The following is a 14681-nucleotide window of genomic DNA, read 5'->3' on the forward strand; positions in this document are numbered from 1 at the left end:
CAAGGAGCAACATCTCGTGAGCAAGGTCCTGACCTCCCTTCCCAAGGGTGAGCGCGTCGGCATCGCCTTCTCCGGAGGTCTCGACACCTCCGTGGCGGTGGCCTGGATGCGCGACAAGGGCGCGGTCCCGTGCACCTACACCGCCGACATCGGGCAGTACGACGAGCCTGACATCTCCGGGGTCCCGGACCGTGCGATGGCCTACGGTGCGGAGATCGCGCGCGCCATCGACATCAAGCCGCAGCTGGTCGAAGAGGGCCTCGCCGCGCTCGCCTGCGGCGCCTTCCACATCCGATCCGGCGGTCGCGCCTACTTCAACACCACGCCGCTGGGCCGCGCGGTGACCGGCACCATGCTGGTGCGGGCCATGCAGGCCGACGACGTCAACATCTGGGGCGACGGGTCGACCTTCAAGGGCAACGACATCGAGCGGTTCTACCGCTACGGCCTGATGGCCAACCCCGAGCTGCGGATCTACAAGCCTTGGCTCGACGCCGACTTCGTCCACGAGCTCGGTGGGCGGCACGAGATGTCGGAGTGGCTGCTCGCCCACAACCTGCCCTACCGCGACTCCACCGAGAAGGCCTACTCCACCGACGCCAACATCTGGGGCGCCACCCACGAGGCGAAGACCCTGGAGCACCTCGACGTCTCCCTGGAGACCGTCGAGCCGATCATGGGCGTGAAGTTCTGGGACCCCTCGGTCGCCATCGAGACCGAGGACGTCTCGATCTCGTTCGTCGAGGGTCGTCCGGTCGCGATCAACGGAAAGACCTACTCCGACCCTGTCGCGCTCGTCTACGAGGCCAACGCGATCGGCGGCCGCCACGGCCTCGGCATGTCCGACCAGATCGAGAACCGGATCATCGAGGCGAAGTCGCGCGGCATCTACGAGGCGCCCGGCATGGCGCTCCTGTGGGCGGCCTACGAGCGGCTGCTCAACGCCGTGCACAACGAGGACACCATGTCCAACTACTACAACGAGGGCCGCAAGCTCGGTCGGCTGCTCTACGAGGGCCGCTGGCTCGACCCGCAGGCGCTGATGCTGCGCGAGTCGATCCAGCGCTGGATCGCCTCCCTGGTCTCCGGCACCGTCACCCTGCGGCTGCGCCGGGGTGAGGACTACACGATCCTCAACACCGAGGGCTCCCACTTCTCCTACCACCCGGAGAAGCTCTCCATGGAGCGCGTCGAGAACGCCGCCTTCGGCCCCGTCGACCGCATCGGCCAGCTCACCATGCGCAACCTCGACATCGCCGACTCGCGCTCCAAGCTGGAGATCTACGCCGGGCATCCTCTGGACCAGGGCACGGTCCTGGTCGAGAACGGCACCCTCTTCGGTGAGCTTCCCGCCGGCGGCTTCGACCGCATCGCGGCGACCAACGGCAAGCCTGCCGCCGCGCTCCCGGTCGAGGAGACCGTCCTCGACGAGACCGTCCTCGACGAGGTGGCTCTGGAGTCGGGGAACGACTGATGTCGAACACACCTGCCAACACCACCAACGAGGGCAAGCTCTGGGGCGGCCGGTTCGCCGGAGGGCCCTCGCCGGAGCTCGAGGCGCTCTCACGCTCGACGCAGTTCGACTGGCGGCTGGCGCTCTACGACATCGCCGGGTCGCACGCCCACGCCAAGGCGCTGGGCGCGGCCGGGCTGCTCACCGGTGACGAGGAGAACGAGATCCACCGCGGTCTGGACGTGCTCGCCGACCGGTTCACCGCCGGCCGGCTGCTGCCGGCCGCGTCCGACGAGGACGTGCACGGCGCCTTGGAGCGGCTGCTCATCGAGGAGATCGGTCCCGAGGTCGGCGGCAAGCTGCGCGCCGGGCGCTCGCGCAACGACCAGATCGCGACCCTGTTCCGGAGCTATCTGCTCGACCACGAGCGGGTGCTGCGTGGGCTGGTGCTCGACCTGATCGATGCTCTCGCCACGCAGGCGGACGAGAACATGGGCGCGATCATGCCGGGACGTACGCATCTTCAGCATGCGCAGCCGGTGCTGCTCTCGCACCACCTGATGGCCCACGCGTGGTCGCTGCTGCGCGACGTCTCGCGGCTCGACGACTGGCGGGAACGGGTGGTCTGCGACTCGCCGTACGGCTCCGGGGCCCTCGCGGGACAGTCGCTCGGGCTCGATCCCGAGCTGGTCGCCGCGGAGCTCGGCTTCACCGGGTCGAGCGCCAACTCGATCGACGGGACCGCCTCGCGCGACTTCGTCGCCGAGTTCGCCTACGTGTGCGCCCAGATCGGGGTGGACATCAGCCGGATCGCCGAGGAGATCATCCTGTGGGCGACGAAGGAGTTCGACTTCGTCACGCTGCACGACTCCTGGTCGACGGGGTCGAGCATCATGCCGCAGAAGAAGAACCCCGACATCTCCGAGCTCGCCCGGGGCAAGGCCGGACGTCTGGTCGGCAACCTGACCGGTCTGCTGACCACGCTGAAGGCGCTGCCGCTGGCCTACAACCGCGACCTGCAGGAGGACAAGGAGCCGGTCTTCGACTCCCTGGACACCCTCGAGGTGCTGCTCCCGGCCTTCACCGGCCAGGTCGCGACGCTGGTCTACAACACCGACCGGATGGCCGAGCTCGCCCCACAGGGTTTCTCGCTGGCCACCGACATCGCCGAGTGGCTGGTCCGGCAGGGCACCCCGTTCCGGATCGCGCACGAGCTCGCAGGCGCCTGCGTGCAGGCGGCGGAGAAGCGTGGCGTCGAGCTGGACGCGCTCACCGACGAGGAGTTCGCGACGATCTCGCCTGCGTTGACCCCTGACGCACGCCTGGTGCTGACGGTCGAGGGTTCGGTCGCCTCGCGCAACGGCCGTGGCGGCACCGCCCCCGAGCGGGTCGCCGAGCAGCTCGCCGAGCTCCGGTCCAAGGCCGACGGGTTCCGTCCTTCCTAGTGGTGCTCGCGGACCTGCTCGACCAGCGCCCCGAGGTGACCGCTCCGCGGCTCCTCGGGGCGACGCTGTCGTTCGACGGGGTGAAGGTGCGGCTCACCGAGGTGGAGGCGTACGCGGCCGACGACCCCGGCTCGCACGCCTTCCGTGGCGAGACGAACCGCAACCGGGTGATGTTCGGTCCGCCGGGGCGGCTGTACGTCTACTTCACCTACGGGATGCACCACTGCGCCAACCTCGTCTGCCACCCGGAGGGCGAGCCCGGTGCGATCCTGCTGCGCGCGGGCGAGGTGGTCGACGGGATCGAGGTCGCTCGGCAGCGACGCGGGCCCGTACGCGACGTGGACCTCGCCCGGGGACCGGCCCGGCTCGCCTCGGCGCTCGGGATCGACCTCACCATGAACGGGACGGCCGACTTCGAGCTCGATCTGGCACCGGCGGAGACGTGGGCGGGGATCGAGGTGGCCACCGGTCCGAGGGTCGGGCTGCGTCTCGCTCCCGAGCGTCCGTGGCGGTTCTGGGTCTCTGGTGATCCGACGGTTTCGCGCTACCGGCCGGCGAAGGCACTCTGAACGCTCGTCCGACCGCCCTCGCGGGCCGATCACCATCCACAGGCACGCTTCGGACCGGGGTTGTCCACAGGCCTCACGGACCCCGGCAGAACTGTCGGCGCCCCTGACCAGGATGGTCGTCGGAGGTGATCGAGATGACGGTCGCAAGGGTAGCGAAGGAGCCATCACCGGACGATGGCGAGCGGATGGGGCCGGCCGGCGGGCTGGCGACGGTCAACGAAGTGCGGCTGATCGGCCGGCTCTCGCTGGCCGCGGAGGAGAAGGAGCTGCCGAGCGGCGACCAGCTCACCGCGTTCCGGGTCGTCGTGAACCGGCCACGCGACAAGCGCCGGGGGAGCAGCCGGGTGCAGATCGACGCGCTCGAGTGCCACACCTGGGTCGCCCGGGTCCGCCGCGCGGCGATGACCTGGCAGGTCGGAGACGTGATCGAGGTCAACGGCTCGCTGCGCCGCCGGTTCTTCAAGACCGGCGGACGGCTGCAGTCGATGACCGAGGTCGAGGTGCTGACCGCCAGACGCGTGAGCCGGGCAGCCGCCGCAGCCCGGCAGGCGAGCTAGTGCCGCGACTTCTCGAGCCGAGCGGCATCGAGAAGCCGGATGAGCACACCGGGATGCGGCTTGGGCTGGAAGGAGGTCGCCTTCTCCGGGAGCAGCTGGCCGATCGAGGCGGAGGAGAGGATGGTGTCGAACGTCGGCGCCGCCAGCAGCACCGCGATGTCGCGGCCCGGGCGGGCCCGCTTCAACGCAGCGTCGACCTGGTGGGCGTGCATCACCCGCGACGGCTGCCGGCGCAGCTCGGGGAGCACCCGGTCGTGCAGGTAGCCGACGTCTCCGGTGATCGGGCTGTCGGTGGTGTCGACGTCGAGCGTGGCCCAACCGCGGCCGTCGCTGACCACCATGACGCCGGGCCCGAGCCTGCCCAGAGCTGCGTCACGGCTGCCCGCGGTCCACTCGGCGCCGACGGCCTCGGCCGCGGCCCGTAGGTCGCGGAGGTTGACGCCGGCGAGCACCCGATGGATCGCTCCGAGCTGCAACGGCGTGTCGTCCTGGTCGATGAGCATCGCCAGACCGAAGTCGGTCGCGGTCGTGTCGCCGGGCTCGGCGTGTCCCTGGAGCTCGGCGTACGCCGCGTAGCGGTGATGGCCGTCGGCGATCAGCGCCTGCTGCGACGCCCAGGCCTCGCGCAGCCGCCCGATCAGCGACTCGTCGGTGATCGCCCAAACCCGATGGTGCTGCCCGCCGTGGTCGTCGTACTGCTCCTCGGGCGGGCCGCTCTGCACCCGGTCGAGCAGCTCGGCGACGCCGTCGGGAGCGTGGTAGGTGAGCAGGATCGGCGCCGGGTGCACCCGCATCTGCCGCATCCGGGAGGCGAGCTGCTCGGCCTGCGCGGTGCGTACGCCCTCGTGGGGGAGCACGGCGGCCTCACCGGGCTCGTCGGTGCGGTGCGAGACGTCGAGGATCCCGACGACGCCACGCACGGTGATCCCGGCCGCGGTGTACTCGTGGAGGTAGAGCGCAAGGGTGCGGTGCTCGCGCAGATCACCACGCGCCAACCACGAGCTGATCCGCGATGCGACGCCGCGATACGGCCGCGAGTAGAGCCGTGCCGAGGTCGGGTCGCCGATCCGTGACGGCGCCAGCGAGAGCGCCCGAAATGGCTCCAGGCGCAGCGGACGCCCGAGGTACGGCGCCCTGACCACACCCGTATCGTCCATCCGCACATCGTAGGGTCACACTGGTGCCATTCGCCGAACCGCCGACTCAGACAAGGAACTTCGTGTGCTCAACGGCCATCAGTTGAAGGGCTCGGACCAGGCGCTCGCCACCGTCCACGACGTGGCGATGCTCGACCTCGACGGCGTCGTCTACATCGGCGGCTCGGCGGTGCCGCGCGCCCCCGAGGCGCTGGCCGCCGCACGGGAGGCAGGCCTGCGCCTGGCCTTCATCACCAACAACGCCGCCAGGCCCCCGGCGAAGGTCGCCGAGAACATCCGCAACCTGGGAATCGAGGCGACCGCCGAGGACGTGGTCACCTCAGCACAGGCCGCCGCGCGCGTCCTGGCCGACCGCCTCGCCCCGGGCGCGAAGGTGGTCAACCTGGGCGCGGCCGGCCTGCGGGAGCCGCTCGATGCAGCCGGTCTGATTCCGGTGGCCGTCGACGAGGACGCCGAGGCGATCGTCACCGGCTACAACCCCGAGCTGCTGTGGAAGGACATCCTCCGCGCCGCGGTGCGGATCAAGGACGGCCTCTTCTGGGTTGCCAGCAACACCGACATGACCTTTCCGGCCGCCTACGGGATCGCGCCGGGCCACGGCGTGCTCGTCGACACGCTGCGCCGCTTCTCGGGCGTCGAGCCGGTCGTGGCGGGCAAGCCGTCACGACCGCTTCTCGAGGAGACCATCCGCCGCACCGAGGCCGAGCGACCGCTGATGGTCGGCGACCGCCTCGACACCGACATCGAGGGCGGCCACAACACCGGCATCGACACGCTGCTGGTGCTGACCGGGGTGACAGGTCTCGAGGATCTGGTCGCGGCCGAGCCGCACCGGCGGCCGACGTACGTCTCCGCCGACCTCGGCGGGCTGCTGGAGGCACACCCGGCGCCGGAGACCGACGGCACCGCGGCGCGGGTCGGCGGCTGGACGGCAGAGGTACGCGACGGCGAGCTGCGCGTCACCGGCGAGGGGACCGCCGACGACTGGTGGCGGGCCGCCGCGACCAGTTCCTGGGCCCACCTGGATGCCACCGGGACGGTGGTCACGATCGGTGCACAGGCCGTGCCGCCTCGCCCGGATGCCGACGGCGGGACGGTAGTCTCAGCCTCATGAGCGAGCAGCATTTCGACGAGACTCCGGCCCCGGCCGGGATGGGTGGCGCCAGCGCGGCGCCACACACCGGTGTCGCCCGCGTCGACGCGATCCTCGAGTCGCTCGACCGGCTCGACGAGCTGCCGCTTGCCGAGCACGTCGGCGTCTTCGAGGCCGCCCACACCGAGCTGCGCCGCGCCCTGGACCCCGACACCGGGGCCCACGACGCGATGGCCCGGATCGCCGCGGCGTCCGGCGAGCCCCAGCCGACCGACCAGCCCTGAGAGGCCAGCGCATGCCCCCTCGCCGCCTGCGCCTCGACGCCGAGCTGGTCCGGCGCAAGCTGGCCCGGTCCCGCGAGCACGCCAGCGAGCTGATCGCCGCCGGCCGCGTCACCGTCTCCGGAAACCGCGCCACCAAGCCGGCCACGGGCGTCACCACCGACGTCGCCATCGTGGTGACCGAGGACCCCGACCGCCCCGACTTCGTCTCCCGCGGCGGCCACAAGCTCGCCGGGGCCCTCGCCGCGTTCAAGCCGCTCGGGCTCTCGGTCGAGGGCCGCCGCTGTCTCGACGCCGGCGCCTCGACAGGCGGGTTCACCGACGTACTGCTGCGCAACGACGCCCGCCAGGTCGTCGCCGTCGATGTGGGCTATGGCCAGTTGGCCTGGCGGCTGCAGCAGGACGAGCGGGTCGTCGTCCACGACCGCACCAACATCCGCGACCTCTCCCTCGACATCGTCGGCGAACCCGTCGACGTCGTCGTCGGCGACCTCTCCTTCATCTCCCTCGAGCTCGTCCTGGACGCGCTGATCCGCGTCACCAGCCCCGACGGCGACCTGGCGCTGATGGTCAAGCCGCAGTTCGAGGTCGGCAAGGACCGGGTCGGCAAGGGCGGCGTGGTCCGGGAGCCGGCGCTGCGGGCCGAGGCCGTCAACGCCGTCGCCGCGGCCGCGGCGAAGCGTGGCTGGGGTGCCCGCGCGGTCACGACCAGCCCGCTCCCGGGCCCCTCGGGCAACGTGGAGTTCTTCCTCTGGCTGCGTCGAGGCGAGGCCACCATCAGCGAGGCGGAGATCGAGGAAGCCGTGCGCGAGCAGCGTGGCCTCGAGACCCAGGCGGCCCGGGAAGTGTCGGTGCCGTCTGAGAAGGTTGATCCGTGAGCGAGCGTCAGCGAGTGAACCAACGGGTCAACACGTCGCCGCCTCCGTACTCTGGCGCTTGCGCTACGGAGGTGGCGACGTGACTGACGCCGATACGCCCGCTGTGGCCCCAGAGCCTGAGGACTCAGCCGAGGTTCGGCGCGTCCTCATGCTCATCCACACCGGGCGCGAGGAGGCCCGCGAGGTCGGTCTCGCCTGTGCCAAGTCGCTCGCGGTCCACGGCATCGTGGTGAGGGTGCTCGCCAGCGAGGCCGCCGACCTGGGCATCGACCCGGCCGCCTACGAGCCGAGGCTCGAGCTGGCCGCCGACGAGGACGACGCCAGCCGCGACTGCGAGCTCGCGCTGGTCATCGGTGGCGACGGCACCATCCTGCGCGCCGCCGAGATCGTCCAGCCCCACCGCACCCCGGTGCTCGGGGTCAACCTGGGTCACGTCGGGTTCCTGGCGGAGGCGGAGTACGACGACGTCGAGTCGACGATCGAGGCGATCGTGCAGCGTCGCTACTCCTCCGAGGACCGCCTCGCGCTCGAGGTGAGTGTCTTCGAGGACGGCGAGAAGGTGTTCCGTACGTTCGCGGTCAATGAGGCCAGCGTCGAGAAGGCCTCCCGCGAGCGGATGCTCGAGGTCGTCGTCGAGATCGACGGCCGACCGCTGTCGAGGTGGGGCTGCGACGGCGTCGTCTGTGCGACCCCGACCGGCTCGACGGCCTACAACTTCTCCGCCGGCGGTCCGGTCGTGTGGCCGGGGGTCGAGGCGCTGCTGCTGACTCCGATCAGCGCCCACGCGCTGTTCGCTCGCCCGATGGTCGTCGCGCCGACCTCGGTGCTGGCGGTCGAGGTGATCACCCGGGCCGACGGCGCGGGCGTGCTCTGGTGCGACGGCCGGCGCTCCTACGACCTGGGCCCCGGCGCTCGGATCGAGGTCACCCGGGGGGTGGAGCCTGTCAGACTCGTCCGCCTGCACCAGGCGCCGTTCACGGACCGTCTGGTGCGGAAGTTCGGACTGTCTGTGGAGGGATGGCGAGGCGCCGCGGAACGGCGTCCGTTCAGGATGAACGGAGGCGAGCATGCTTGAGGAGATCAGGATCTCCGGACTCGGGATCATCGAGTCCTCGACCCTGGAGCTCGGACCGGGTCTGACCGTGGTGACCGGTGAGACCGGCGCCGGCAAGACGATGATCGTGACCGCGCTCGGGCTGCTGCTCGGCGGTCGTGGCGACGCCGGCGCGGTCCGCAAGGGCAAGAAGGCCGCCCGGGTCGAGGGCGTGATCGACGCCCGGTCGCTGCCCGCGGTCGTCGACGCGACCGAGGAGGCCGGGGGAGAGGTCGAGGAGGGCCGCGTCCTCGTGGCCCGCACCGTCGCCGCCGAAGGACGAGCGCGGGCGTACGTCGGGGGAGCGACGGTCCCGGTCGCCACGCTCGGCTCGGTGACCTCGCCGCTGGTCGCGGTCCACGGCCAGTCCGACCAGCACCGGCTGCTGCAGCCGCGCGCCCAGCGCGACTCGCTGGACCGCTTCGGCGGCGAGATGATCGCCAAGCTGCTCGCCGCCTACGGCGACGTCCACAGCCAGCTCCAGAAGGTCGAGCGCGAGCTCGACGAGGTCACCACCCACGCCCGCGAGCGGGCCCAGGAGGCCGACCTCCTCCGCTTCGGCCTCGGCGAGGTGGAGGCGGTCACCCCGGAGCCCGGAGAGGACGTCACCCTCGCCCAGGAGGAGGAGAAGCTCGGCTACGCCGACACCCTGCGCACCGCCGCCGAGCAGGCGCGCGAGGCGCTCTCCTCCGAGGTCGACGCCCCCGACGCGCTGGGCGCGATCTCGGCCGCGCGCCAGGCGCTCGACGGCGTGCGCGACCACGACCCCGACGCCGCGTCCCTGGCAGACCGCCTCGCGGAGGTCTCCTACCTGCTCTCCGACCTCGCCGCCGACGTCGCCTCCTACGCGACCGCGATCGAGACCGACCCGGCTCGGCTGGCGGTCGTCTCCGAGCGCCGTGCGGCGCTGACCGCGCTGACGAGGAAGTACGGCGAGACCATCGACGAGGTGCTCGCCTGGGCCGAGACCGGCGCCAAGCGCCTGCTCGAGCTCGACTCCGACGACGACCGCATCGAGGAGCTCCGTGAGGAGCGTACGCGCCTGCGGGCCGCCCTCGCCGAGGCCGGTCTCGCGCTGTCGGCCGCCCGCGCCGACGCCGCCGGCGCCCTGGCCGAGGCGGTCAGCGACGAGCTCACCGGACTGGCCATGCCCCATGCCCGACTGGTGGTCGACGTACGCCAGAAGGAGACCGACGCCCCCGCCTCAGAGGACGAGCCGCACGCGCCGCTGAAGGTCGGATCGGGCAAGAACGTGCGCTGGCTGCGCTACGGCTCCAACGGCCTCGACGAGGTCGAGCTGCTGCTGGCCGCCAACACCGGCTCCGAGCCCCGGCCACTCCACAAGGGCGCTTCCGGCGGTGAGCTGTCTCGGGTGATGCTGGCGATCGAGGTGGTCCTGGCCGCCACCAGCCCGGTCCCGACGTTTGTCTTCGACGAGGTCGACGCCGGCGTCGGCGGCACCGCTGCGGTCGAGATCGGCCGCCGCCTCGCCCACCTGGCCCGCACGGCCCAGGTCCTGGTCGTCACTCACCTGCCGCAGGTCGCCGCCTTCGCCGACCACCATGTCGCCGTCGAGAAGACCAGCGACGGGGTGGTCACCAGCTCCGGCCTCACCGTCCTCGACGACGAGTCCCGCGAGCGCGAGCTCTCCCGCATGCTGGCCGGGCTGACGGCCTCCGACACCGCCATCGCACACGCCCGCGAGCTCCTCGAGGTCGCCCGAGCGGCGAAGGCCTGACCCGCCGAAACCTCAGTTCTGGCGGCCGAGTCCGCAGTTGTGGCGAACGACACACGCCACAACTGCTGATTCGGCCGCCAAACGTGCGCATTCGGCCGCCACGACGACCGACTCGCCGGATGGGAGATCCGGAGGGAGGCATCGGTGCCGGGGGAGGATTGGCGGGCCATGAGACTGCCTACTCGCCAGATTCCTTCCGTACTTCCGGGCATCCGCGGCACGCTCCGTTCGGGGCGGCCGACCAGGGCGCTGATCCCGCGGCTCAAAGAGGGTGACATCGCGGTCATCGACCATGTCGACCTCGACCGGAGCACCGCGCTGGCGATCGCAGCCAAGGGCGTGATCGCCGTGGTGAACGCCCAGCCGATGGTGTCGGGCCGCTACCCGAACCGCGGCCCGCAGACGCTCGCCGACGCCGGGATCGTGCTGATCGACAAGATCGGCGAGGCCGGTCTGGAGAAGCTGGTCGACGGGCGCAAGGCCCGGATCCTCGACGGCGACATCTTCGACGGCGAGCAGCTGCTGACCTCGGGTCGGGCGCTCGACCAGGAGTCGCTGGAGGCCGACCTCGAGAAGGCGAAGCGTGGCCTGAGCTCCCACCTGGAGCTCTTCACCCACAACAGCAGCGAGCTGCTCAAGCGGGAGGAGGAGGTGCTGCTGCACGGCAACGGCGTACCTCCCCTCGACACTCCGCTGGCCGGCCGTCCCGTCGTCGTGGTCGCGGACCATCCCGATCTCGGCCGCCTCCTCGGCGATCTCAAGAGCTTCCTGCGCGAGCAGCGCCCCGCGATCATCGCGGTCGGCTCGGCGGCGAAGCGACTGACCAAGAAGCAAGTACGCCACGCCGTGCTCGTCCTGGGCCCGGACACCGACACCTACCCCGAACCGAAGGTGCTCACCAGCGCCGCCGAGGTCGTGCTCGCCCCCGGAGGCTCCGCGAGCGAGAACGCCGCCGAGCTCCTCGACCGGGTCGGGGTGCAGCCGAAGCGGTTCGAGTCCTCGCTCGCCCCGGAGGACGCGGCCCTCCTGGTCGCCTACACCCAGCACCCGTCGCTGGTCGTCGGCGCCGGACTGAGCACCACGCTGACCGACTTCCTCGAGGACCAGCGCCCGGGCCTGGCCGGCACCTACCTGACCAGGCTCGCCCTCGGCCCGACGCTGGTGGACGCCTCCGCCGTCCCGGCGGTGCGCCGCAAGGAGCGGCGGAGCCGGCGGATGGTGCTGCCGGTCCTCGCCGCGGTGACCGCGCTGGCGATCGGCGTACCTGCCGGCTTCTGGGCCGCCGACCACGACCTCCCCGAGATCGGCTGGGGAGTGGGACGTCAGGCCGGCGACGAAGCGGCCGCGAGCGCCACCACCAGCCAGAGCGGCTCCACGAAGGCGACGAAGCCAAGACAGTCGGCCGAGGCGAAGTTCGTCGCCGAGGCCGGCGACACGCTCCTGCCGGGCAAGCTCACCGGGCAGAAGGTCGCGGTCCTGACCCTTCCCGGCGCGGACCCGAAGACGGTCGACGCGCTCACCGGCAACATCGAGAAGGCCGGCGGTGCGACGACAGGGGTGCTCGACGTACGACCGAACCTGCTGGACCCGGACCGCAAGCAGTATGTGGACAGCCTGGCCACCCAGCTGGTCAAGCAGCTCGGCCGGGGCGACGCCGGCCAGGCCACCTACCAGCGGATGGGGCAGGTGATCGGCGAGACCTACGCGGGCGCGAAGCCGCCGGCCGAGTTCGACCAGCCCGCCAAGACCGCCGCTGTGGCGTTGCTCACCGGCGACCTGGTCAAGGCCCAAGGACGGCCGACCGGTCCGGCCGACCTCGTCCTGGTCGTCCTCGGCGAGGACAGCGACGACACCACGGCGGTGGAGGGGCTGGTCGAGGGGCTCGGGGCGACGACGAAAGGCCTGGTCGTAGGCGCGACCGCCGACTCCCATGACCTCGAGACGCTCCGCGCCAACGACTGGCCCGGCTGGTTCGCATCGGTCGACGGCATCGACACCGCCACCGGCCAGGTGGCCGCGCCGCTGGTGCTGGCGCGACAGACCAGCCGACAAGGTGGCGATTTCGGAGCGTCAGGTTTCGGTGGCCTGCTCAACGATTGATAGGATTGAGGTCCATGAAGTCGGCGAGCTTGACCAAGCACATTTTTGTCACCGGGGGCGTCGCCTCCTCATTGGGAAAGGGCCTGAGCGCCTCCAGCCTCGGCCGCCTTCTCCGGTCGCGTGGTCTGAGCGTGACCATGCAGAAGCTGGACCCGTACCTCAACGTGGATCCCGGCACGATGAACCCGTTCCAGCACGGTGAGGTCTTCGTGACCAACGACGGTGCCGAGACGGACCTCGACATCGGCCACTACGAGCGGTTCCTCGACACCGACCTGGTCGGCCACGCCAACGTGACCACCGGGCAGGTCTACTCCAACGTGATCGCCAAGGAGCGCCGCGGCGACTACCTCGGCGAGACCGTCCAGGTGATCCCGCACATCACCGACGAGATCTCCGAGCGGATCCTGGCCATGCACGGCCCCGACGTCGACGTGGTGATCACCGAGATCGGCGGCACCGTCGGCGACATCGAGTCGCTGCCGTTCCTCGAGGCCGCCCGCCAGGTGCGCCAGCGCCTCGGCCGCGACAACGTCTTCTTCGTCCACGTCTCTCTGGTGCCCTACATCGGCCCGTCCAAGGAGCTCAAGACGAAGCCGACCCAGCACTCGGTGATGGCGCTGCGCCAGATCGGCATCCAGCCCGACGCCATCGTGTGCCGCGCCGACCGCGAGCTGCCCGAGGGCATCAAGCGCAAGATCGCGCTCATGTGCGACGTCGACGAGGACGCCGTGGTGACCGCCGCCGACGCCCCGAGCATCTACGACATCCCGAAGGTGCTCCACCGCGAGGGCTTGGACGCCTACGTCGTCCGCAAGCTCGACCTGCCCTTCCGCGACGTCGACTGGGCGCTGTGGGAGGACCTGCTCCGCCGGGTCCACCACCCGAAGGAAGAGCTCACCATCGGCCTGGTCGGCAAGTACATCGACCTCCCCGACGCCTACCTCAGCGTCGGCGAGGCGCTGCGCGCCGGCGGCTTCGCCAACGAGGCGAAGGTCAACATCCGCTGGATCCCCTCCGACGAGTGCGAGACCCCCGAGGGCGCCGCCAAGAACCTCCACGACGTCGACGCCGTCTGCGTCCCCGGCGGCTTCGGCATCCGTGGCCTCGAGGGCAAGCTCGGCGCGCTGACCTACACCCGCACCCACCAGATCCCGACGCTCGGCCTGTGTCTGGGCCTGCAGTGCATGGTCATCGAGTACGCCCGCAACGTGCTCGGCCTGGAGAAGGCCGACTCCACCGAGTTCGACGCCGAGACCCCCGAGCCCGTCATCGCGACGATGGAGGAGCAGAAGGCGTACGTCGAGGGCGCCGGCGACCTGGGCGGCACCATGCGCCTCGGCCTCTACCCGGCCGAGCTCAAGAAGGGCTCGATCGCGGCCGAGGTCTACGGCGAGACCTCCATCGAGGAGCGCCACCGCCACCGCTACGAGGTCAACAACGCCTACCGCGACCAGCTCGAGGACGCCGGCCTGGTCTTCTCCGGCCTCTCGCCCGACAACCAGCTCGTCGAGTTCGTCGAGCTGCCCCGTGACGTACACCCCTACTACGTCTCCACCCAGGCCCACCCCGAGCTCCGCTCGCGGCCGACCCGCCCCCACCCGCTCTTCGCCGGGCTGGTGAAGGCGGCCCTCGACCGGCAGAAGGAGCAGCGGTTCCCGATCGACGAGACCAACCTGCGCCGCGAGGTCAGCGAGGTCGAGCTCCCCGAGCCCGCCGAGGCCTGAGCAGCTGACATGACGAGCCCCCTGGGGCCGGCTGATGCCGGACCCAGGGGGCTCGGGTCTGTGTGCGCTACTCGCGTACCTCGCCGGTCGGCTTGACCTCGCCGCGCCACGCGCCGGTCTCGGTGCCGCGGTGCTCGATGAACTCCTTGAACCGCTCCAGGTCGCCCTCGGCCCGCTTGTCGACGATCTTGAGAAGGTCACCGGCCTTCTCGACCACGCCCTCGGGCTCGTACTCGAGGCGCAGGGTGACGTTCGTCGTCTTGCTCATCTGATCCTCGGTGAACGACACGGTGCCCTGGTTCTTCGCGCCCTCCACGGCACGCCAGGTGATGCGGTCGTCGGGAACCTGGTCGACGATCTCGGCGTCCCACTCACGCGTGACACCGCCGATCTCGGCCTTCCAGTGCAGATGCTTGTCGTCGACCTGTCGTACCGACTCGACGCCCTCCATGAACTGAGGGAACGACTCGAACTGGGTCCACTGGTCATACGCTGTGCTGACCGGAACGCCGACCTGCACGCTCTTCTGGATGGTGCTCATGTCTCGCGTCTCCTCTCGATTGCGTACGACACAGCGGGTACCCGACGGC

General features: G+C 70.9%; 13 protein-coding genes. 11 read left to right on the forward strand and 2 right to left on the reverse strand.

Annotated features, from left to right (window positions below):
- Nucleotides 1-16 precede the first annotated feature (16 nt).
- The 4 genes from argG to G5C66_RS17880 all read left to right on the forward strand — a co-directional run bounded on the left by argG (nucleotide 17) and on the right by G5C66_RS17880 (nucleotide 4024).
- A complete protein-coding gene (gene argG, locus G5C66_RS17865) occupies nucleotides 17-1474 on the forward strand; it encodes an argininosuccinate synthase (RefSeq protein WP_165112304.1) in 1458 nt (485 codons plus the stop codon).
- Complete coding sequence (gene argH, locus G5C66_RS17870; RefSeq protein ID WP_165112305.1) at nucleotides 1474-2898, forward strand: argininosuccinate lyase; 1425 nt, start codon at nucleotides 1474-1476, stop codon at nucleotides 2896-2898. Before argG ends, argH begins: the two co-directional genes overlap by 1 nt.
- The gene (locus tag G5C66_RS17875; protein WP_165112306.1) at nucleotides 2898-3467 is read left to right on the forward strand and encodes a DNA-3-methyladenine glycosylase; all 570 of its coding nucleotides are present in this window, start codon (nucleotides 2898-2900) and stop codon (nucleotides 3465-3467) included. Before argH ends, G5C66_RS17875 begins: the two co-directional genes overlap by 1 nt.
- Nucleotides 3468-3601: 134 nt before the next feature.
- On the forward strand, nucleotides 3602-4024 hold the full coding sequence (locus tag G5C66_RS17880; RefSeq protein WP_165112307.1) for a single-stranded DNA-binding protein: 423 nt from the start codon (nucleotides 3602-3604) through the stop codon (nucleotides 4022-4024).
- On the opposite strand, the gene G5C66_RS17885 is transcribed toward G5C66_RS17880, so the two are convergent.
- Nucleotides 4021-5181: a DUF1015 family protein gene (locus G5C66_RS17885; protein ID WP_165112308.1), complete on the reverse strand. Its 1161-nt coding sequence runs from the start codon at nucleotides 5179-5181 to the stop codon at nucleotides 4021-4023. The genes G5C66_RS17880 and G5C66_RS17885 overlap by 4 nt on opposite strands.
- Nucleotides 5182-5245: 64 nt before the next feature.
- On the opposite strand from G5C66_RS17885, the gene G5C66_RS17890 reads away from it, so the two are divergent.
- The 7 genes from G5C66_RS17890 (at nucleotide 5246) to G5C66_RS17920 (ending at nucleotide 14091) form a co-directional block, all read left to right on the forward strand.
- A complete protein-coding gene (locus G5C66_RS17890) occupies nucleotides 5246-6295 on the forward strand; it encodes an HAD-IIA family hydrolase (protein ID WP_338144217.1) in 1050 nt (349 codons plus the stop codon).
- Nucleotides 6292-6558: a hypothetical protein gene (locus G5C66_RS17895; protein WP_165112309.1), complete on the forward strand. Its 267-nt coding sequence runs from the start codon at nucleotides 6292-6294 to the stop codon at nucleotides 6556-6558. The genes G5C66_RS17890 and G5C66_RS17895 overlap by 4 nt, the downstream gene beginning before the upstream one ends.
- An 11-nt stretch (nucleotides 6559-6569) precedes the next feature.
- Nucleotides 6570-7433, forward strand: coding sequence for a TlyA family RNA methyltransferase (locus G5C66_RS17900; RefSeq protein ID WP_165112310.1), 864 nt, complete (start codon nucleotides 6570-6572; stop codon nucleotides 7431-7433).
- 103 nt (nucleotides 7434-7536) lie between these two features.
- Entirely contained in the window at nucleotides 7537-8508 is a 972-nt protein-coding gene (locus G5C66_RS17905; RefSeq protein ID WP_165112339.1) for an NAD kinase, read from the forward strand.
- Nucleotides 8501-10264 (forward strand): DNA repair protein RecN, encoded by a 1764-nt coding sequence (gene recN, locus G5C66_RS17910; RefSeq protein ID WP_165112311.1) that lies wholly within the window; start codon nucleotides 8501-8503, stop codon nucleotides 10262-10264. The genes G5C66_RS17905 and recN overlap by 8 nt, the downstream gene beginning before the upstream one ends.
- 168 nt (nucleotides 10265-10432) lie before the next feature.
- The gene (steA, locus tag G5C66_RS17915) at nucleotides 10433-12364 is read left to right on the forward strand and encodes a putative cytokinetic ring protein SteA (protein WP_165112312.1); all 1932 of its coding nucleotides are present in this window, start codon (nucleotides 10433-10435) and stop codon (nucleotides 12362-12364) included.
- A gap of 14 nt (nucleotides 12365-12378) precedes the next feature.
- Complete coding sequence (locus tag G5C66_RS17920) at nucleotides 12379-14091, forward strand: CTP synthase (protein WP_165112313.1); 1713 nt, start codon at nucleotides 12379-12381, stop codon at nucleotides 14089-14091.
- 67 nt (nucleotides 14092-14158) lie between these two features.
- Here the strand turns inward: G5C66_RS17920 and G5C66_RS17925 are convergent, their stop codons facing one another.
- Complete coding sequence (locus tag G5C66_RS17925) at nucleotides 14159-14632, reverse strand: SRPBCC family protein (RefSeq protein ID WP_165112314.1); 474 nt, start codon at nucleotides 14630-14632, stop codon at nucleotides 14159-14161.
- Nucleotides 14633-14681 lie beyond the last annotated feature (49 nt).

It is taken from the genome of Nocardioides turkmenicus, assembly GCF_011045035.1.
GTDB lineage: Bacteria > Actinomycetota > Actinomycetes > Propionibacteriales > Nocardioidaceae > Nocardioides > Nocardioides turkmenicus.